This window comes from Methylocystis sp. MJC1, from assembly GCF_026427715.1.
Lineage (GTDB): Bacteria > Pseudomonadota > Alphaproteobacteria > Rhizobiales > Beijerinckiaceae > Methylocystis.
Genome location: NZ_CP107558.1, coordinates 3,210,192 through 3,228,905 on the forward strand (window position 1 = coordinate 3,210,192; position 18,714 = coordinate 3,228,905).

Genomic DNA, 18,714 nt, shown 5'->3' on the forward strand with positions numbered 1-18,714 from the left:
GGATCAGCCGCGCCGCGGTCATTCCAGACGCTCGACTGAAAGCGAGCGATCTGGAATCCAGAGCAGAGTCTGCTACTCTGGCTCTGGATTCCCCATCAGGCCTTGGCCCGTCGGGAATGACAGGGCAACTATTAGAGGTCGCCGGCTGCGGCCTTCGTTTCTATCCGATCCGCCGCGCGGCAGGCGAGCGCCTGAATTGTGAGCGACGGATTGACGCCGCCGCAAGTCGGGAAAACAGAACCGTCGCAAATCCACAGATTGGGGACATCCCAGCTCCGTCCGTCGGCGTCGACGACGCTCGTCTTGGGATCATCGCCCATGCGACATGTTCCAAGCAAATGGCTGGTGTCCTTGTAGTTGGTCCATATGTCGTAGCCGCCGGCGGCTTCGAGCATGTCGCTCATGAAGCGGACGGCGTGCCGCTGCAGCCGCTTGTCGTTTTCCGAATAGGAAAAAACCACTCTCGGTATCTTCAAACCGAACTGATCTGTTTCATCGGCAAGCTCGACGCGGTTCTCGATGCGCGGCTCGGTCTCGCCGACTGGCACGAAGCCGGCCATATGGTTGTATTTCAGCATCTCCGCCCGAAGCGCCTCGCCCCACAGGCCGCGCGAGGTGGCGACCGTCTGCGCCCAGGACATCGGGAGCGGTCCCTGACTCATGAACGCATAGGCGCCGCGGAAGTCCTTGCCGTCGTCCGTGTAATTCCAATGCTCCGTCACCGCCATATTCGGCGGGCCCTTGTACCAGCGGATTTCCTCATCGAATGTCGCCCAGGCGCCGGGACCTGAATGTGTCGTCAGATGCGTGCCGACAAGCCCGGAGCTATTGGCGAGGCCTTGCGGGAAAAGCGGGCAGGCGGAATTCAGCAAAAGACGCGGCGTCTCGATCGCATAGCCGGCGACGACGACGTTTGACGCGCGCTGAAAATGCAAAGCGCCGTCCCGGAAAAACGCAACGCCGGTCGCGCGCCCGCGCGGGTCGATCTCTATGCGCGCGGCCATGGCCAGGTCGCGCACTTCCGCGCCCGCCGCCAGCGCGCGCGGAATCCATACCGTCAGCGCGCTCTGCTTGGCGTTGGTTGAGCAGCCATAGTTGCAAAATCCGCGATAGACGCAGGGCGGCGATTTGCCGCGCGGCGCCGATACGGTGGCGAGCGGCGTCGCGGCCCATTTCACGCCGAGCTTTTCCGCTCCGCGCGCCAGAACCAGGCCTGCCGCATTCACTTCATGCGGCCGATAGGGATAACGTCGGCGCGGCGGTCCCCAAGGGTAGTTCACGGGGCCCGCAACCTTCAGCGCCTCTTCGGCCTCCTCGTAATAGGGAGCCAGCTCCTCGTAAGAGATCGGCCAATCGAAGCTATAGCCGAGCTTGCTGCGTGATTTGAACCACTCGGGACGAAAGCGCAGCACGATCATGCTGAAATGGACCGTCGACCCGCCCACGCCTCGGCCCGAATTATTGCCGCCAAGCGCAATCGGATCATCCCCGCCGGTGATGCGATCGTCTGTCCAAAAAAGCGTCTGCTGGGCAAGCTCGTCGGAAGCGAAATCGTCTAGCGGACGCCAGAAAGGTCCGGCTTCCAATATGACGACGGAAAAGCCTTTCTCGGCCAGCCTGCACCCCAGCGTGGCGCCCCCTGCCCCGGCGCCGACGATGAGAAAATCAACCGGCGTAGATTCCGCATATTCTCGCATGGGCGTCCAGCCGCCCGGGGTGAAGACATCCGGCGCTCGGCCATTCACGGCGCGGGGCTGCTCGCCGTTCATCGGTACTCCTTCGCCTCCCATGAGTCTCGAGAGTCGAATCCCAGCCGCACATAGCCGCGTGGACTGGCGGGGCCTCCGAAGCCGATATCGCTCCAAGCGGCAGGGTGCGAATAGGCGAGGCCGGCGATTGTCTTGAGCAACATGTCGGAAAAAAAGGATTTCGGGTCGAGGTCGCGCCAAAGCGACGCTTCAACTTCGCCGTTTTGAACCGCCCGCAAGACAGCGTCCCTCGACGATGGTTCGAGCGCGCTAAAAGCGGCGCTGAACAAGCGCCCGGCCTCGCCGTCTATCCCCGCAAGCCCCATCCTCCAGCTTGTTTGCAGTGGTGGAACGCCTTCGTTGCGGAAGCCTTCGCCAAGATTTTTGTAAAGACGATCGTCGATCCAAAGGGCGATCGGGGGGCGTTGCGCCAGAGGAAAAGCAGGCGCAAGTCTCTCCACGATCGCCTCGAGCAGCGCCAATTCTTCGACCGTAAAGAAGCGGCGCGCAGGAATGTCGCGCAGGCGCTCGATCACAACCTCGCGCGTGCGATCATCGTAGGAAGGCGTGTTCCATTTGGCGAGGACGTCATAGCCCTCGTAGGGCGTACTTACTTCAGGCGGCTTTGCGAGGGACGTCATCTGCTTCCTTCTCGATCAAGGAGAGCGCCGACAGCGCCGCAATGGAAAGCGCCGAGAAGCTCGGCGGCGCCGGCAGAGGCGGGCCGTCGATGACGTTCTGGCTCCAATTGCGCCAGCCGCCCATGGCCCGCGACACCCCATAGGCATGGAAGCCCATGCCTATGAATCCCAGAAGCGCAGTCGCCCAGAGCCAGGCGCGGGTGAAGGGATGTTTTGGCGACGGCGGTTCGAGCGACGCCTTGGCCATCACAACGGAAGCGACCGGCGGGAGCGTCACCGGGGCCCACATGAAGGGATTTTGGAAGGCGCCTCTGAAATGCAGAAGCGCGACTTCGGCAACCGTTCCGGCAAGCGCAAGACTGCTGAACGCGCCTAGAAGACGCCCCGCGCTTATCCCAAAGAATCGTGGCGCGGGAGCGGATTGACGCGCAAGCCGCTCTGCGCCGAGCCCGACGATTCCACAGGCCGAAAGAGCGGCCGGCGCGCCGACAGGCGCCCCGTAGAATAAATTGAGCCAACTCCATCCGCCCGGTCTCTTGAATATATTATAGATGTGGAAAGCGAGCCCCGTCGCGCCGATGCCGATGGACAAGCCATAGGCGCTTCGGCGGAAGGCGCCCGCGCCTGGAGAAGCCGCCGCCGCGCCCTCGGCGCCCGCGACGAGCGCCAACGTCGCGCTGATCAGGGGCGCAAACATACCGGGATTTTCAAAAGAACCTCGATAATGCTCGATGCCGCTGTCGGCGAGCACGGAAGCTGCGAGCAAGGCCGCCGATCCGTGAAGCGCCCGCGTCTCGCCTGGAAAAACGCCTTGGCCAGACGGTTTCCGCGTTTCTTGAGCCGGCCTTTCGAGCGCTATCAAAGCCGACGCGCCGACAAGCCCGAGAACAACAGCGCCGAAGGCAGCCGGGACCGGCTTGGTGGTCATTTTTCCCCGCCCGGCAGAATAGGCGCGAAGACCTGCCTTGCGGCGCCGGCGATGAGCCTGCCCTCGTCAGGGTCGCCCTTGAACAGCGTCGCTGCAAAATTGCGGGCCTGCTCGAAGGAGATATGCGCTGGCAAAGGCGGCACTTCCGGATCGGTTTTCACTTCCAGAACCACAGGTCGGTCGCATGCCAATGCTTCGTCCCATGCCTCCGCTAAACGGTCGGGCGCATCGACGAAGATTCCCTTGAGCCCGATGAGCTCCGCGAAGCGGTGATAAGGCACGTCTGGAATGTTCTGCGTCGCCTCGAATTTCGGATTGCCCTGCATCACCCTTTGTTCCCAGGTGACTTGGTTGAGGTCCTCGTTGTTGAAGACGCAGCAGACCCATTTCGGAGAGCGCCAATCGCGCCAATATTTGGCGACGGTGATCAGCTCAGCCATATTGTTCATCTGCATCGCGCCGTCGCCGACCAGCGCGATGACCGGCCGAGCGGGATGTGCGAATTTGGCGGCGATCGCATAAGGAACGGCCGCGCCCATAGACGCAAGGCCGCCGGAAAGCGAGCACATCATCTCGCCCCTGATCTTCAGGTCGCGCGCATACCAATTTGCGCAGGAGCCTGAATCGCAAGTGATGATCGCATCCTCAGGCAGGCGCGGCGACAGATCCCACGCAACTCTCTGCGGGTTGACAGGATTGGCAGGCGCCAGGGCGCGCTTCTCGAGAAGCTCCCACCAATCGAAGACGTTTCTTTCGATGCCATCGCGCCAACGCGTGTCGGTCTTCTCGTCGAGATGCGACATCAGCTCGCGCAATGTCGCCGCCGCCTCGCCATGGAGATTGACTTCCATCGGATAACGCATGCTGAGCATGGAGGCGTCGATGTCGATCTGAACGCCGCGCGCCTGCCCTTCCCGCGGGAGAAACTCCGAGTAAGGAAAGCCAGAGCCGATCATCAGCAGCGTGTCGCACTCCATCATCATGTCGTAGCTGGGCTTGGTGCCGAGAAGGCCGATGGAGCCAGTCACCCATGGCGTCGTATCGGGCGCTGCGCCTTTGCCGAGCAACGCCTTGGCGATGCCGGCTTTCAGCTTCTCCGCGACGGCGATGACTTCCTCCCGCGCGCCGAGCGCGCCCGCGCCGATCAGCATGGCGACCTTCTCGCCGGCGTTCAGCACCTCGGCGGCGCGGTGAAGATCGGCATAGGTAGGAACCACCAGAGGACGCGAATAGCCCACGCCCGTTTGCACGGCGCCGTGCTTGCGCGGCGGCTCTTCATATTCCAGATCCTGCAGATCGCCCGGCAGGATAATCACTGACACGGCGCTTTGCGATTTCGATATTCTGATCGCGCGATCGACAAGCATCCTCACTTGCGAGGGAACTTCCGCCTCCTGCACGAAAGCGGCGACGTCGGAGAACATGCGATCGAGATTCAGCTCCTGCTGATAATGCGCGCCGCGCGCGGTCCGCGGCGCCTGGCCTGCGATCGCAAGCACAGGCATATGGTCGCATTTGGCGTCGTACAGCCCGGTGACGAGATGGGAAGCGCCTGGCCCGCCGGTCGAAAGGCACACGCCGAGCTCTCCGGTGAACTTGGCATAGGCGGACGCCATGAACGCCGCCATCTCCTCATGCCGCACCTGCACGAACTCGATCTTTTCCGGGGCGCGCTGCAAGGCGCCGAGCACGCCGTTGATGCCGTCGCCCGGATAGCCAAATATCCGGCGCACGCCCCATTCGTAGAGTCGATGAACGAAGAAATCGCCGACTGTATTGCTCATGGCGGTGCTTTCTAAGGAAGACGCATTGAACGCGTCGGCTTCTGCGAGATAACAGCCGCCGTCTCCCCTTGTTCCGCGCCCGGGGGACGCCGATGGGGTGGCGCCTCTTATCGCTTGATCGTCGCCTTTAGCTGGGCGGAGGCGGCGCTTTCCGGCGCCGGATACATCACGCGCGTTATCGGATCCATCAATCCGAGCCCCAGCAGAATCGAAAGCCACAGCACGGCGGAAGCCGCAAATAATACCGTCGGCGCGTCCTCGTGCCTCAACTCCATGAAATTAGTCGCAACCACGCCGACCATCACCAATGCCGGAATCAAAAGCAAAAGGCGCATAGACTGATCCAAGTGCAGAGCGCTTGCGAAAAATTCCGCAGCAAGCAGCGCCAGAAGCACAAGGTAAGCTATGAGGAGCCGAACAAGACGCGCTTTCATGCGCCGCGCCCCACGAGGTAGATCAGCGGGTACAGAATGAGCCAGACAATATCGACGAAGCTCCAATAAAGACTGATGATCACCATCGGCGTTCTCGACGCCTCAGGAAACCGCAATCTTGTCAAAATGACCCAGCCGAGAAGCAAGAGCCCCACGAAGAGATGAAGCCCGTGGATGCCCGTTCCGATGAAGTAGAAAGTGAAAAACAGCGCAGCGCCGCCGCGCAAGGCGCCCCCAATCGAAAAGTCCGACCCTGGAAAAAAACCCTTTCGCAAATCCTCTGGCCATTCCACTCCGAACTTCAGCGACATGAAGGCGAGACCAAGCGCCCAGGCCACGCAGAGAAACAATAAAGCTAGGCGTCGGCGGCCTCCGTCAAAAAACGCCACGCCGGCGCTATAGGCAAAACTGCTCGTTATCAGCAATATGGTGTTGAGCGTTCCGACAAAGAGATTGGTGTGCGCGGCGGCATAATCGAAACCGCCGACGTTATAATAGCGGGAGAATCCCCAGGAAAGAAAAAGAGGCCCGAAGAAAAGCGCTTCCGTTGCCAGGAACGCCCACATGCCGTCGACCGCCGTATCCCTCTGATGGTCGGCGCTGGAATATTGAAAATCGTGGAGCTCAGCAGCTTCACTCATGGCTGACCGCCTCTTTGAGCGGATATTGATAAGGCGGCTCTGTCACGACCGGAGTCGCCGGAAAGTTTTCCGTTGGCGGCGGCGACGGCGTTTTCCATTCGAGCCCCGTTGCATGCCAGGGGTTGGCAGGCGCGTCCTTCCCGTACATGAGCGACCAAATGAGATAACCAAGCGGGAGCAGATAGCCGACGGCAAGGACGGCGGCGCCCGCCGAAGATAACAGGTTTAGGGGCTCGTATTCCACCGGATAGGAAGCGTAGCGTCTCGGCATGCCGAGATAGCCCAGGATGAATTGCGGAAAGAACGTGAGATTGAAGCCTGCGAAAATAATGATCGCAGCCGCCCTGCCCCACATCTCCGGATACATCTTTCCGGTGATCTTGGGCCACCAGAAGTGCAGCCCGGCGAAATAGGCCGAGACCATGCCGCCAACCATCACATAATGGAAATGCGCGACGACGAAATATGTCTGGGTGAGGTGCACATCAGCCGCCAAAGCGGCGACAAACAGGCCCGTCAATCCGCCCATGGTGAATAGGCCAACGAAACCGATCGCATAGAGCATCGGCGCGTCGAAGCGAATATAGCCATTGTGCATCGTCCCCACCCAATTGAAAACTTTGATTGCCGAGGGGACCGCCACCGCATAGCTCAGCAATGAGAATACAAGCGCGGAATAGAGCGACTCGCCAGCCACAAACATGTGATGCCCCCAAACGAGAAAGCTGATAACGGCGATCGCGATGCTGGCCCAGACCACGAATTTATATCCGAAGAGCTCCTTGCTCGAGAAAGCTGGTATAATCTCGCTGACGACGCCGAAGCCCGGCAAGATCATGATGTAGACCGCGGGGTGCGAGTAGAACCAAAATAGATGCTGGAACAGCAAAGGATCGCCGCCGACCGAAGGATCGAATACGCCGATGTGGAATATTCTCTCAAAAGCAAGCAACAGCAGCGTCATCGCCAGCACGGGCGTCGCAAGGACCATGATCACTGACGTCGCGTAAAGCGACCAAAGAAAGACGGGCATCCTATGCCAGCTCATGCCCGGCGCACGAAGCTTGTGGATGCTGACGATAAAATTGAGGCCAGTGGCGATCGACGAGAAGCCGGAGATAAAGATCGCAACGACGGCCAAGACGACGTGGCCGTTGGAATAAAGAGTGGTCAATGGGGTATAGAAGGTCCATCCCGTATCGACCCCGCCAATAATCATTGCATAAAGAACTGTGATGCCTCCGATCATGAACAAATACCAGCTCAAGAGATTGAGCCTCGGAAACGCTAGATCGCGGGCGCCCAGCATTAACGGAATGAGGAAATTCCCAAGCGTCACTGGAACCGCCGGAACGAGAAAGAACCAGACCATCACAACGCCATGCATCGAAAAAAGCTTGTTGTAAATTTCCGCTGATCCGAGAAGGCCGCGGGAGGAAATCAGATTGTAGCGCAACAGCGCGGCCGCTACGCCCCCGATGAAAAAGAACAAAGTTATCGAACCGAGATATAATATGGCGATCCGCTTGTGATCGGTCGTGAGCAGCCAGCTGCGCAGCGAGAAGCCGTCGGTAAGGTAGGAGGGTCGCATCAGGGCTTCTCCTTGGCCTTAAGAGATTTCAAATAGGCTATGAGCCGCATCAATTGTTCTTCGTCGACCTGGCCGCTAAACGACGGCATGATCGGCTCATAGCCAGCGACGATCTCTTTGTCGGGCTGCAAGATCGAATCGCGCAGGTAGCGATCGTCCGATTTCACCACGGCTCCTGTCGACAGCTTGACCTGACTGCCATAGAGGCCCACGAGCGCCGGCGCTTTAACGGCGCCTCCAGATCCTTCGCCCTTTGCGCCGTGGCATCCGCTGCATCCCAAGCGCATGAACAGAACCTGCCCCTCGGCGGCCATGCTCTCGCGCGCCCCGGTCGGCGCCGGTCCTTGGCTTAGCCATTTTTCAAAATCCGGCGCGGACATGGCCACTACCTCACCGGTCATCGTGGCGTGGCCCGCTCCGCAGAGCTGCGTGCAAAATAGGTGATAGGAGCCCGGGCGCTGGGCCTCGAACCATATCGTCTCGTAACGTCCCGGGAGCACGTCTCGCTTGATGCGAAAGGCGGGGACCGAAAAATCATGAATCACGTCCTGCGATGTCATCACGAGTTGAATCGGACGTCCAATCGGCAGATGCAGCGCATTTATTTCTTTTTGACCGCCCGGATGCTCGACCTTCCAAATCCACTGCTTACCGACGACATAAATCTGAAGCGCATTGGCCGGCGCTTGGAACAGTCGAACGTAAAGATCCGCGCCCCAGAGAAAGAGCCCAAAAAACGCAGCCATCGTTGCGGCGGTCCAGGCGATCTCGAAACGCCAGGATTTCCGAGATGGTCGTCCCCGCTCGGCCTTGCTGCCGGCGTGATAGCGAAACATGTAAAGAAGAATAAGCCCATAGACGAGCGCCAGGATGGCGACGCTCGCCAGAACCAGGGCGCCAATCAAATAGTCGACCTCGACCGAGTCTTTCGTTGCTTGCGGGATCACGACAGGCGCTCGCGGCGCAGCGCGCGCAAGATAAAGGCCGCGCCTACAAAGGCAAAACCGCCTGAAACGATCCGCAGCATTTTAACGATGTCGAGAGAATAGCGTCCGCTCATTGCGTCGAAGTTGAAGCAGAGCAGCATCACGGGCGAAGCAGCAGCAGAAATCTCGTTCGACGCGGCGCGTTGCAAAGCCCGCTGAATCGCCTCAGTGTCGACGCCAAGTCCGAAGAGATAGGTGGAAACCACTCCTCGCGTCGTTAGGACCGCGATGCCTAAAGGATGAGCGAGTGACTTCCCGTCATATGCGTAATCAAAGCCAACTGCTTGCGCGATGGCGGCGCTCTCATGTTCTCGCGCTGTCAGAAAGCGCCACCCGGACTGCGCGCCGGGAGCCGAAAAGCCCGTAAGAGTTTCAGCTTTGGCCTCCCTCGCATCCGCCGGCGTTTCCTTCGGATCGACGCTCAGAAAAACCAGATTGTAATCGCGACCCGCCACAAGATTTGATTTTCCGAGGGTCTCGAAAATTTCACGTCGCAAGACACTGCACAATTTTTGGCAACGATAATACCCTAACACCAGCAGAGTCGGCGTTTGCGTTGTCACATCCAAAAGACTCACCGCGCCTCCCGCCTCATCGATAAGCGGGCTATCGAGTGGGAGTTGCGCGCCGAGCTTTTCCCAAAACACGATGTCTCCCGGCCGTTCCGTGCAAAGCGCCGTGTCCCCGATTGCCTGGAGCGAAACCAACATCACGAGGAGTCTTGCGAACCGCAACATGGCTACTCTCCGGCGGGGAAGGTTGAGCAGTCGGCTTAGCAGCCGCGATCGGGGCGCCAGGCCAATTGGCGATCTTCTCCTCGGCCGTCTCGCGCATTGCTTGTTCTATCGGGATCTGCCCTGGCCCATTTCCTTCCAAAGCCTCATTCCGATAGAAGGACTGCAAATCCGCGCGCGGATTGAGTTGAACCCGAGGCTGCGGATAATTTGGCAAGGGCGTGCGCATCCGCTGGTCAGCGCTCGATCCTGGAAAGAGGCCGAGCACGATCATGGCAAGGAGCGCAATCGACGCGGCTACCGAGACGAAGCTCACCAGGATAAAGCGCCCCGTGACATCGGATGGCTCATGCTTCGCCGCTTCAAGATTGCCCTCGATCATTTCAGACCCTATGCGGAGCAAGGAAAAGGCTATGAACCGACGCCAAGCCAAGCGTTGTTGCGAACATGCCAATCAACGCGGCGACGAATATCGCCCCGATCATGACTGAGTTAGCGTCTGAGGCTGGCGCGACAATCCAGAGATTCTCCGCGCAGGCGCCAGCAATGGTCAGCAGCGACACAAAGCGCATCGACGGCCGCGAAGACTGAATCTTGGGCGAAAGGAGAAAGAAGAACGGGATAAAGAAGCGCAGAGCTGTGACAATCGCCGCCAGCGTTCCCCAGCTACCCGCTAAGCGCGGTCCATACCAGGCCGCTTCATTAGGAAGATTCGACTGCCAAACAATCAAAAGCTCCATGAAGGCGAGGTAAGCCCAAAGAATAACGACGGCGAGCAGCAGTCGACCCAGTTGCCGCAACGCCTCCTCCGCGAGACTCTCTTCGCTCAACGCGAAGAATATCGACACTGACAAGGCGAGAAGCCCCATGCCGGCTATTCGGATGAGGCCAAACACGGTCGAGGAGAATTTTGGGTCGATCGACATCAGCATATCGACCGACATGAATGTCACGGTCAAAGCCAGCAGGATAAGTCCCGCGGGCGCTATCGCGGCGAGTCCAACGTCAGGATTGGCGCGACGCAAGCGACGTTCGACAAGCCACGCCAGCGAAAACCAGATCAGCAAATATCCAAGACCCCGAGCAAGAGCCGCCGTCTTATTCAGATAAAATGCGTTTGCAAAAGCTTCGTCTGAGCGCAGCCAGGGATAGAGCGTCGAAGATACGAGCGCGAGCGGGACTAAAAACAACGGCAGCAGCAGCAATGCGCGCGCGCCGAGAGCGAGCGGCCGCCGAACCGCGTATCCCCATTTGCCGCCTGTGAGCGCATGCGTAAGCAGCAAGCCCATGCAACCGAGCGGCACGCCGAGCCATGTTGAGAGCGCGGCCAGCCACGCGTGGGGAAATGCGCTCGGCCACGCCCTCGCCAGGGCGAATGTCACGGCGAAGCCGACGGCGCCGGCCGCCAGAGTTCCGACGGCCCGCGCCATCATGGCGGATGCTCCGGCGATTGCATAGCGCTCTGGCTACGCTGCAACGCCCGTATATAGGCCGCAATGGCCCAACGGTCGACGGGCCGAACGCGCTCCGCATAGGAATACATTGCCCCGAAACCCTGGGTGATGACGTCGAAGAAATGCTGCGGCGGCGCGTCGCGCAGGCGCTGGATATGATAAGAAGGCGGCGCAGGAAAACCGCGCTGCACGATCATGCCTTTTCCGTCGCCGTTCGCGCCGTGGCAGGGTGCGCAATAGATGTTGTATCGCTCTCGCCCGCGCTCGAGCAGAGTGATGGAGATCTCGGGCGCGGGAGCTTCATGCGCCTCGAACGACCTCACCCCAGATGGGATTTCGGCCGGGCCAACCAGCGGGCGATAAGTCTTTTGCTTTGGTTGGTTGGACATATCGCTACAACTGAGAAGCGACAGCGCCGCCAGAGCGAGGACTCTCCATTTCATGCCGAAACTCCTCGATCTCCGCGGCGCCCAGGGATTCGCAAAGGTCGCGCGCACGCCGTGAGCTTTCAGGGCTCCGCGGGCGCAGGGCGATGACCCATCGGTCGGAAAGGGCGCGGCGCAGCAGATCGCAATCGTCGATCGGGGAATAAAGGCGCCCGACTCCTGCAAATAGGAAAAACGAGACGATGACGCCTATAACAGCAAGCAGCATTCCGATCTCGAAGGCGATCGGCACGAAGGACGGCCAGGATAATTTTGGTCTTCCGCCGATATCCAGCGGATAGGCGATGATATTGGCGTCGGCTTCCATCGCGAAGCCGCCTACGACACCGACCATCCCAGTGACAAAGGCAAAGAGAGAGATGGAGGAAATCGGACGGTCCGCCATGATTGGCTTGGGCGTAAAAGGATAGAGCTCGCCCAAGCCTTCGGCGCTTAGTCGCTCGCAAGCGATCGCAAATGCGCCCTCGGATGCGAAAGACGCGACAAGGTAGTCACCGCTCATCCTTGCCCTTTCCTTCCGTCATCATGTCCCGCATCTCGAACATCGAAATCATTGGGACTAAACGAAGCGCGATCAACAGGCCAGCAGCGAAGAGTCCGACCGTCCCGAACAAGGTCAGCCAATCCCAGATGGTGGGTGCGAAATCTCCCCAAGCCGAAGGGATCCGCGGCCTGCGCAGACTCATGACGACAATCTGGTATCTTTCGCACCACATGCCGATGATGACGCCGAATGACACGAGCATGATCAGCGCCTCGCTTACGCGCGCCCGCCGCAGCCAGAATATCTGCGGAAGCAGAACATTGAGGACGATCGTCATCCAATAGATCGGCGCCAGGGCCCCCGCGATTTTGTCCTCGAAGGATAAGCGCTCCGCTTCGTCGTCGCCGTAATAGGTCATGAAAGCTTCCATCATGTAGGAATAGTCGACACAAAGGCTGCTCACGAGCAGGAGCTTGGTTAAAACGTCAAAATGACGGCCCGTGATAAAATCCTGGAAACCGAGCAGCCTGCGTAACGGAACGATGAGAAGCAGGACCATGGCGAAGCCGGACAGCAAAGCGCCAAAGACAAAGAAGGGCGGAAATTGCGTCGAGTGCCACCCAACCGTAGCGGCGCCGGCGAAATCGAGGCCCACGATGCTATGCACCGAGACCACGAGCGGCGCCATGATCGCCGCAAGAATCCCGTAAGCCGCACGGTAATGGCGCCATTGGACGCGCGAGCCCCGAAAACCGGCGGCGAGGATTCCGTATAAGACCCGCACGCCGGATTTGTGAGCGCGGTCGCGCATGGTTCCGAAATCGGGAATGAGGCCGAAATACCAAAATAGAACTGACGAAACGACATAGGCCAGGATTGCGAAAAAATCCCATAGCAGCGGGCTGCGAAACTGCGGCCAGAGGGTCATGGTGTTCGGATATGGAAAAAGCCAATAGAACAACCACGGGCGCCCAAGATGCAAGATGGGAAATATGCCTGCGCAAGCCACCGCGAAAATGGTCATCGTCTCGGCAATTCGATTCAGCGAGTTCCGCCACTCGACGCCAGCGAGATAGAAGAGCGCAGAAATGAAGGTTCCGCCCGACGCAATGGCGATCCACCAGACATAATTGATGATGGCGAAGCCCCAAACGACGGGCCAGTCGACACCCCAGATTCCAATGCCTGCGATGAAAAGCCAGCTCACGGCGAGGATCAGCGCAAGAACAAGGAGCAACGCGATCGCGAGAGCGACGATCCACCAAAACGCCACGCGGTTGTGAAGGACGACGCCGCAAATCTGTTCAGTCATCGATCCTATGGATCGGCGCGGATTATAAAGAGGATCACCCGCGTGCGGCCTTGCCGGAACCTCGCCCGGCTGCTGCACGCGCGCATCGGGTTTGAGCAACGTCACGGTTGCGGCTCCACGAGGCGTGGATTTTCGTTCAGAATACGCTTCTCATAGGTCACCCGCGGGACCGTGTTCTGATCGGCCAGCAAAGCGTAGGTCAGCCCGCTTTGCTTGCGCTTGGCGACCTCGCTTTCCGCATCGGCCAAATTCCCGAAGGTGAAAGCGCGCGTTGGACAGGCCGCTTGACAAGCGGTCTCGATTTCCGCGACGGCTTTGTTCTCTTTATCCGCCTCTATTCGCGCTTGGGCGATGCGCTGGATGCAGAAGGTGCATTTTTCCATGACGCCACGCGCGCGCACGCTCACATCCGGATTGCGCGACTCGACGGCCCTGGGCTCCGAGTCCGCAAAGGCGAGATAATTGAAGCGCCGAACCTTGTAGGGGCAGTTGTTTGAGCAGAAGCGCGTGCCAATGCAGCGATTATAGACCATGACGTTCAGCCCTTCTGAATCGTGCATAGTGGCGCCAACGGGACAAACCGGCTCACAGGGCGCTTGCTCGCAATGCATGCAGAGAACGGGTTGGAACCTGATGCTCGGCGTTTCGGGGGTTCCCTCATAATATCGGTCGATCCGCAGCCAATGCATCTCGCGCTCGCGCAAAACCTCCTCTCTCCCCACAACAGGAATATTGTTTTCAGCCTGGCAGGCGACAACGCAAGCGCCGCAGCCTATGCAGGCGTTGAGGTCGATGCTCATGGCCCAGGCTGCTGGCCCTTTTGGCGTCCATCGATAGATAAAAGGTCCTTCTTCACTGGACGGGTTGGCTCCTTGCGCTGTGAAACTGGCGAGCGTGTCGCTGCGCGCATAGCGCCCGCCGGCATCGCGGAAGGCTTGGTGATGGTCGGTGCTCGCGAGCGATTGGCGCCGATCGAGCTTCCTGACAGTGACGTGTGCGCCTGCTTCGAGCAGCGGAAAAAAATCCACCCCCCCGCCGGCGCCTGAAGTACCGATCCGCCGCCGCCCGAACCCGAGTGACGCGACAATGCAGTCGTCTGCTTGGCCTGGCGAAATACATATCGGCGCCCGCGCCACGCTCTCGCCCGCAGCAATCTCGACGATATCGCCGTTGCGTAGCGCTGCGCGGCTCGCATATCCGGGCGAGATCAGCACAGGGTTGTCCCAGGTCATTTTTGTCAAAGGACGAGGCAATTCCTGCAGCCAAGCGTTGCCGGCATAGCATCCGTCCCAGATGTAAGGATCGGGTCGCAGCAACAGCGTCGGTGTGGCGCCATCGAGCGGGGGCGGCGAGAAAGCCCAAGCTTCCGGCCGCAGATTTACAGTTGATTTGGCGCTGGCCGAATTTGGGATGACGCCCTCCGCAAGTGCGTCTCTCCAGGAGGTCTCGAAATCCGCCCCTAGCCGCGGCTTCCAAGTAACGCGCACGGCGTCCTGTGTCTCGGGAGCGCTCGGCTGCAGAAGAAGCGCAAGCAGGCGGTGCGGATCGAGTCCCCCATAGAGCGGTAGGGCCTGGGGCTGCAGAATGCTCGCCGTGCCGTCGAATGCGCGGGCGTCGCTCCAGCTTTCCCATGGATGCGCCATGGGCGCCGCCCAAAGCGTCGCGTCGCTCGTCTCGGTCGGAACGGCCGTCAATGTCAGGCTGTATCGGACGCGCTTCAATGCGTCGGGGAAATGGAGACGACCGGGCGCCGTATAGACAGGATTGCTGTCGATGATAACGAGCGACGAGATCGTGCCGGCGTTCATCTCATCGACAAGCGCAGAAAACGTGAAGTCGGGATCGGCGGAAGCGTGAAGGACGGGTTCGATCAGATCATAGGTCGAGCCGCGAGCGCCCAGCGCCTCGTTCATTGCAAAGACGAGCGCATGCGTTTCGCTGGCTTGATCCGGACCCACATGAATAAGCGCGCGGCCGCGATTTGCTTTCAGATCGTCGCTGATCGCGACAAGCCAGGGCGGCGCCTCCGGCCCTGGCCGATCGAAAATGGCGGCGGCAAGCGCCATGATCACTTGGTTCAATTCGTGCGGACTCACCACAAAGCGATGATCCGCCGCGGCGCCCATCAGGCTCGGCGTCGATTCGACCGCATAAAGGCGGTTCATCTTGGCTGTCCGCGTCGGGTTACGCCGACTCGCAAAATCGCGCACATATCGCAGGCTTCCCGGAGCCGCGCTTAAAAGGTCGCTCTCGATCGCGAGCACGACATCGGCGTTCGCCAGATTGAAAACGGTGGCGGCTGGACGGCCATAGGCCAGCGCCGCGCCTTGGCTTGCGTGCACTCGAGAGATCGGCTCCCAATGAATCCACCGCAGGCCCGGATTTTTTTGTCGCAAGGCGTCGAGCTGCCCAGAAAGAGTCGGCGAGGTCACGGCGCCGGTCAGAATGACAAAGCCCGCTCCCGCTTGCGCCGCGAGGATCTCGCGTTGATCGGCAAGAGCGCGCTCCAGCGCGGAGAGAGTTGAGGGCAAGCCGTCGCGCGTAATCCCCCAGGACCGTTGAGGGTCGTAGAAATCCAGAAGCTGCGCTTGCGCCATGGCGTCGGTGGCGCCGAGACTCGCTGGGTGACGGGGATTTCCCTCCACCTTGATCGGCCGCCCCATCCAATGCTTGACGAGCACCCCCGCAGCGAGGCCCTCATGGACGAAGGCCGTGGCGAAGAAATTTGGCGAACGCGACACGACGTCCGGCTGAGGTTTCACGGCAGGAATCAAATGCTCTTCCGGCGCGTCGGAACAGGCGTCGAGTCCGCTGAGCGCGAATGCCGCGGCCATCAGCTTCAACGTCTCGCGCCGATCAGGCGCCGGCGCATCCCAAAAGGGGGGAAATTCGTCGTCCCGCGGCGTGACGCGCTCGGCGTATTCGTCCAAGCTGCGCCATTGTTTCCCTATCTGTGGCATATCGAGCATTCCATGAGATCGCGGTTGCCAATCTTGTAATGCGCAAGCAACGTCTGCTCGGGCGGCGTTTCCGCCCCCCTTTTCCATTTCGTGTCGTAGATCTTGTCCTTGGGGCGCAGGTTGGGCGACGGATTGCTGTGACAGTCCAGGCAGAACGCCATCGTGAGCGTCTTGGCTTTCCAGGTGAGCGGCATGGCCGCCACGTCGCCGTGACAGCTAGCGCAACCAACGCCCTTGGCGATGTGAATGCTGTGGTTGAAATAGGCGTAGTCTGGAAGGTTGGTGACTCTGCGCCAAACGAGCGGCTTGTTCTGCGCGAGACTTTGTCTGACCGGCTCCAGAATTTCGGCGCTGGTCCAAATCTGCGAGTGACATGTCATGCAGGTATAGGTCGGCGGAAGCCCTGCGCTTGCCGCGGTCTCGACGGTGTCGTGGCAATAGCGGCAGTCGATTCCCAGCCCCGAGACGTGATGTTCATGGCTGAACGGAACCGGCTGCGCGAGCGGAGATTGGAGGCCCCGCGCAAAATCGCTATTCTGCCGTAGCCACACAGCAACCGGCAACGCAACGATCACGACGCCGAAAAGCGCCTTGGCCAGAGCCGCCCATAGATTCGCCATTGGTCCAAAGGCCGCCGCCAACTGGTGTCCTCCGGATGTTGGGCTACGCCGAGCTTACCGGGCTCTTGCTTGCTCGATATGGCGCCGAGTTTCGCGACGGCAATGCGAGAGATCGCGGCGACGACGGAGTCGAAAAGCGTGGCTGCGCGCATTTCTGCAAGAAGCGCAACGCGTCCGAGGCCGCTTCACTGCTCGATGTGTTTTTCCGATGAGCGGACCCCTGCCCGCCCGCTCATGCAGGCCCCGCTCACGCGCCTTTAAGCAAATTGAGGTCGGCTATTCCGCCCATATTGTCGGAAGGAGGCAGAGAGCCATCTATCCGCCCGTAGCTGTGGCGCACGCACAGGCGCCGGAGTCCGCAGGTTTTCGATATCGAGCGCAGCATGACGCTGACACAAGTGAAACTTGGAAAGGAGCGTGAGATGAAAAGCGCAGTTATATGCTCTTTAGCCGCTGCCCTAGCCTTGAGTGGCGCCGCCTTCGCTGCTGACGAAACATGCAGCGATAAGACCCTGCAAGGTTCTTATATTTTCTCCGCTAGTGGCACGGATAAATCGCCGATTGCTGAAGCGGGAATGGTTGGCTACGACGGCGCCGGTAACGTGGTATTCAAGGGGAAGTATTCAAATAACGCTGAGATTTCCCTGAAGGGCACTTATAAGATATCCGGAAATTGTCGGGGCGAAGTTCGCTACGAAGACGGGCGCACTGTCACCTTCTTCGTCACCCCGTCGGGTGACGAGCTAACTTGGGTCGTGACGAGCGGCCCCATCCTGGCGAGCAATTCTTGGCGCGTCTCGAAAAGCGACCTCATCGGCATGAAGCCATAGGGCGTCGCTCCCGCGCCGAGACCTCGACAGCGCCTGAGGGAGGTGGTGGGATAGCCAGCGCGCCTTCCCTCGGCAATCTGGCGGACGCGCGCGACCACTGCTAACGACGCCAACGCCATCTCCCCGGCTTTATCCGGGAGTGGGTCATAAAACCTTTCCTCTTTCCGCAAGGAAGTCGAGGAGCGCCCGTACCCGTGAGGGGAGCGGCCCGCCCTGCCCGACGTGGATGGCATGGAAAGCCTCCCGGTCGCCGGGGTTCAAATGTTCGAGAACGGGGCGGAGGCGGCCGGCAGAGATATCCTCCCGCACGGTAAAGCTGGCGAGACGCGCAAGCCCTGCGCCGCCGAGCGCCAGCCGCCGCAGCGCCTCGCCATCGCTCGCTTGCACGCGCCCCACCGCGGGAACGAGGGTGATTTCACCGTCCTTGAGCATCGGCCAACCATCCACTGCGCGGACGTAGCCGAAGCCGAGGCGGTCGTGACCTTCGAGGTCGTCCAAGGTCTTCGGCTCGCCGACGCGGGCGAGATAAGCGGGAGCGCCGACGATGACCATGGCCGTATCGCCGAGCTTGCGGGCGACCAGGCTGGAACTTTTGAGCGGTCCCGCGCGAACCGCCACGTCGGTTCGCTCCGCCAGCAGATCCACCACCATATCGGTCTGGATAAGATCAAGTGTGACGCCGGGATAGCGATCCAGAAACTCAGGCAGGATCGGCGCGAAGATATGTGAAGCATAGGACGCGTTGGTGGTGAGCCGGATTCGACCCACCGGCTGCTCGCCCGAGCCTGCATTACGTTCTGCGTCCTCAATGTCGGCCAGAATGCGCGTCGCCCGCTCATAGAAAACGCATCCCTCCGGCGTGAGCTGAAAGGCGCGGGTAGAACGGTTGACCAACCGCGCGCCAAGGCGAGCTTCCAGACGGGAGACGAGCTTGCTGACGGCCGAAGGCGTCATGCGGCGCGCGCGTGCAGCGGCGGAGAAACCGCCGCGCTCTACGACGCAAACGAAGACCTCCATCTCGCCGGAACGATTAATCTCCGATCGCGCCATTGGTCGTTCAATTCATAAGTGATGTTACAATTGACACTCTATGTCACTTTCAGCATAGCGTCTATCTCGGG

General features: G+C 60.2%; 19 protein-coding genes. 2 read left to right on the top strand and 17 right to left on the bottom strand.

All coding sequences use genetic code 11. From position 1 onward, the window contains the following. Positions 1 to 131: 131 nt before the first annotated feature. The 16 genes from OGR47_RS15415 to OGR47_RS15490 all read right to left on the bottom strand — a co-directional run bounded on the left by OGR47_RS15415 (position 132) and on the right by OGR47_RS15490 (position 16,784). Positions 132 to 1,769 (bottom strand): GMC family oxidoreductase, encoded by a 1,638-nt coding sequence (locus tag OGR47_RS15415; RefSeq protein ID WP_165054434.1) that lies wholly within the window; start codon positions 1,767 to 1,769, stop codon positions 132 to 134. Beyond that, the gene (locus OGR47_RS15420; RefSeq protein WP_165054431.1) at positions 1,766 to 2,389 is read right to left on the bottom strand and encodes a gluconate 2-dehydrogenase subunit 3 family protein; all 624 of its coding nucleotides are present in this window, start codon (positions 2,387 to 2,389) and stop codon (positions 1,766 to 1,768) included. Before OGR47_RS15420 ends, OGR47_RS15415 begins: the two co-directional genes overlap by 4 nt. Further along, complete coding sequence (locus OGR47_RS15425; RefSeq protein WP_165054428.1) at positions 2,364 to 3,317, bottom strand: hypothetical protein; 954 nt, start codon at positions 3,315 to 3,317, stop codon at positions 2,364 to 2,366. Before OGR47_RS15425 ends, OGR47_RS15420 begins: the two co-directional genes overlap by 26 nt. Next, positions 3,314 to 5,101, bottom strand: coding sequence for a thiamine pyrophosphate-requiring protein (locus tag OGR47_RS15430; protein ID WP_165054425.1), 1,788 nt, complete (start codon positions 5,099 to 5,101; stop codon positions 3,314 to 3,316). The genes OGR47_RS15425 and OGR47_RS15430 overlap by 4 nt, the downstream gene beginning before the upstream one ends. Before the next feature lie 107 nt (positions 5,102 to 5,208). Beyond that, entirely contained in the window at positions 5,209 to 5,436 is a 228-nt protein-coding gene (locus OGR47_RS15435) for a hypothetical protein (RefSeq protein ID WP_165054422.1), read from the bottom strand. Positions 5,437 to 5,531: 95 nt separating this feature from the next. Then, positions 5,532 to 6,176 carry a cytochrome c oxidase subunit 3 gene (locus OGR47_RS15440; protein ID WP_165054419.1) on the bottom strand — a complete coding sequence of 215 codons (645 nt, stop codon included), beginning with the start codon at positions 6,174 to 6,176 and terminating at the stop codon, positions 5,532 to 5,534. Beyond that, positions 6,169 to 7,767 (bottom strand): cytochrome c oxidase subunit I, encoded by a 1,599-nt coding sequence (locus OGR47_RS15445; protein WP_165054416.1) that lies wholly within the window; start codon positions 7,765 to 7,767, stop codon positions 6,169 to 6,171. The genes OGR47_RS15440 and OGR47_RS15445 overlap by 8 nt, the downstream gene beginning before the upstream one ends. Then, entirely contained in the window at positions 7,767 to 8,714 is a 948-nt protein-coding gene (gene coxB / locus OGR47_RS15450; RefSeq protein ID WP_165054413.1) for a cytochrome c oxidase subunit II, read from the bottom strand. The genes OGR47_RS15445 and coxB overlap by 1 nt, the downstream gene beginning before the upstream one ends. Further along, on the bottom strand, positions 8,711 to 9,400 hold the full coding sequence (locus OGR47_RS15455; protein ID WP_267270089.1) for a hypothetical protein: 690 nt from the start codon (positions 9,398 to 9,400) through the stop codon (positions 8,711 to 8,713). The genes coxB and OGR47_RS15455 overlap by 4 nt, the downstream gene beginning before the upstream one ends. Further along, a complete protein-coding gene (locus OGR47_RS15460) occupies positions 9,360 to 9,869 on the bottom strand; it encodes a hypothetical protein (RefSeq protein ID WP_165054407.1) in 510 nt (169 codons plus the stop codon). The genes OGR47_RS15455 and OGR47_RS15460 overlap by 41 nt, the downstream gene beginning before the upstream one ends. Before the next feature lies 1 nt (position 9,870). Then, a complete protein-coding gene (locus tag OGR47_RS15465; RefSeq protein ID WP_165054404.1) occupies positions 9,871 to 10,920 on the bottom strand; it encodes a hypothetical protein in 1,050 nt (349 codons plus the stop codon). Further along, positions 10,917 to 11,330 carry a c-type cytochrome gene (locus tag OGR47_RS15470; protein WP_371824444.1) on the bottom strand — a complete coding sequence of 138 codons (414 nt, stop codon included), beginning with the start codon at positions 11,328 to 11,330 and terminating at the stop codon, positions 10,917 to 10,919. The genes OGR47_RS15465 and OGR47_RS15470 overlap by 4 nt, the downstream gene beginning before the upstream one ends. A 4-nt stretch (positions 11,331 to 11,334) precedes the next feature. Then, positions 11,335 to 11,889: a DUF3341 domain-containing protein gene (locus OGR47_RS15475; protein WP_165054398.1), complete on the bottom strand. Its 555-nt coding sequence runs from the start codon at positions 11,887 to 11,889 to the stop codon at positions 11,335 to 11,337. After that, positions 11,879 to 13,183, bottom strand: a complete 1,305-nt coding sequence (gene nrfD / locus OGR47_RS15480) for an NrfD/PsrC family molybdoenzyme membrane anchor subunit (protein WP_165054395.1) — start codon at positions 13,181 to 13,183, stop codon at positions 11,879 to 11,881. The genes OGR47_RS15475 and nrfD overlap by 11 nt, the downstream gene beginning before the upstream one ends. A gap of 101 nt (positions 13,184 to 13,284) precedes the next feature. After that, on the bottom strand, positions 13,285 to 16,143 hold the full coding sequence (locus OGR47_RS15485) for a Fe-S cluster-containing hydrogenase (protein ID WP_165054577.1): 2,859 nt from the start codon (positions 16,141 to 16,143) through the stop codon (positions 13,285 to 13,287). Further along, positions 16,131 to 16,784, bottom strand: a complete 654-nt coding sequence (locus tag OGR47_RS15490; RefSeq protein WP_371824431.1) for a cytochrome c3 family protein — start codon at positions 16,782 to 16,784, stop codon at positions 16,131 to 16,133. The genes OGR47_RS15485 and OGR47_RS15490 overlap by 13 nt, the downstream gene beginning before the upstream one ends. Before the next feature lie 14 nt (positions 16,785 to 16,798). On the opposite strand from OGR47_RS15490, the gene OGR47_RS15495 reads away from it, so the two are divergent. After that, positions 16,799 to 16,975 (top strand): hypothetical protein, encoded by a 177-nt coding sequence (locus OGR47_RS15495; RefSeq protein ID WP_165054390.1) that lies wholly within the window; start codon positions 16,799 to 16,801, stop codon positions 16,973 to 16,975. Positions 16,976 to 17,146: 171 nt separating this feature from the next. Continuing rightward, on the top strand, positions 17,147 to 17,593 hold the full coding sequence (locus OGR47_RS15500) for a hypothetical protein (protein WP_165054387.1): 447 nt from the start codon (positions 17,147 to 17,149) through the stop codon (positions 17,591 to 17,593). A 144-nt stretch (positions 17,594 to 17,737) separates the two neighbouring features. Here OGR47_RS15500 and OGR47_RS15505 read toward each other — a convergent pair whose 3' ends face one another. Next, positions 17,738 to 18,643 (bottom strand): LysR family transcriptional regulator, encoded by a 906-nt coding sequence (locus OGR47_RS15505; RefSeq protein WP_165054384.1) that lies wholly within the window; start codon positions 18,641 to 18,643, stop codon positions 17,738 to 17,740. Positions 18,644 to 18,714: the final 71 nt, after the last annotated feature.

Bases quoted from the DNA above. Each gene is read 5' to 3' on its own strand.
- OGR47_RS15415 (WP_165054434.1), bottom strand. From the start codon at position 1,769: ATGAACGGCGAGCAGCCCCGCGCCGTGAATGGCCGAGCGCCGGATGTC.
- OGR47_RS15420 (WP_165054431.1), bottom strand. From the start codon at position 2,389: ATGACGTCCCTCGCAAAGCCGCCTGAAGTAAGTACGCCCTACGAGGGC.
- OGR47_RS15425 (WP_165054428.1), bottom strand. From the start codon at position 3,317: ATGACCACCAAGCCGGTCCCGGCTGCCTTCGGCGCTGTTGTTCTCGGG.
- OGR47_RS15430 (WP_165054425.1), bottom strand. From the start codon at position 5,101: ATGAGCAATACAGTCGGCGATTTCTTCGTTCATCGACTCTACGAATGG.
- OGR47_RS15435 (WP_165054422.1), bottom strand. From the start codon at position 5,436: ATGCGCCTTTTGCTTTTGATTCCGGCATTGGTGATGGTCGGCGTGGTT.
- OGR47_RS15440 (WP_165054419.1), bottom strand. From the start codon at position 6,176: ATGAGTGAAGCTGCTGAGCTCCACGATTTTCAATATTCCAGCGCCGAC.
- OGR47_RS15445 (WP_165054416.1), bottom strand. From the start codon at position 7,767: ATGCGACCCTCCTACCTTACCGACGGCTTCTCGCTGCGCAGCTGGCTG.
- OGR47_RS15460 (WP_165054407.1), bottom strand. From the start codon at position 9,869: ATGATCGAGGGCAATCTTGAAGCGGCGAAGCATGAGCCATCCGATGTC.
- OGR47_RS15465 (WP_165054404.1), bottom strand. From the start codon at position 10,920: ATGATGGCGCGGGCCGTCGGAACTCTGGCGGCCGGCGCCGTCGGCTTC.
- OGR47_RS15470 (WP_371824444.1), bottom strand. From the start codon at position 11,330: ATGTCCAACCAACCAAAGCAAAAGACTTATCGCCCGCTGGTTGGCCCG.
- OGR47_RS15475 (WP_165054398.1), bottom strand. From the start codon at position 11,889: ATGAGCGGTGACTACCTTGTCGCGTCTTTCGCATCCGAGGGCGCATTT.
- nrfD (WP_165054395.1), bottom strand. From the start codon at position 13,183: ATGACTGAACAGATTTGCGGCGTCGTCCTTCACAACCGCGTGGCGTTT.
- OGR47_RS15485 (WP_165054577.1), bottom strand. From the start codon at position 16,143: ATGCCACAGATAGGGAAACAATGGCGCAGCTTGGACGAATACGCCGAG.
- OGR47_RS15495 (WP_165054390.1), top strand. From the start codon at position 16,799: ATGTTGGGCTACGCCGAGCTTACCGGGCTCTTGCTTGCTCGATATGGC.
- OGR47_RS15500 (WP_165054387.1), top strand. From the start codon at position 17,147: ATGACGCTGACACAAGTGAAACTTGGAAAGGAGCGTGAGATGAAAAGC.
- OGR47_RS15505 (WP_165054384.1), bottom strand. From the start codon at position 18,643: ATGGCGCGATCGGAGATTAATCGTTCCGGCGAGATGGAGGTCTTCGTT.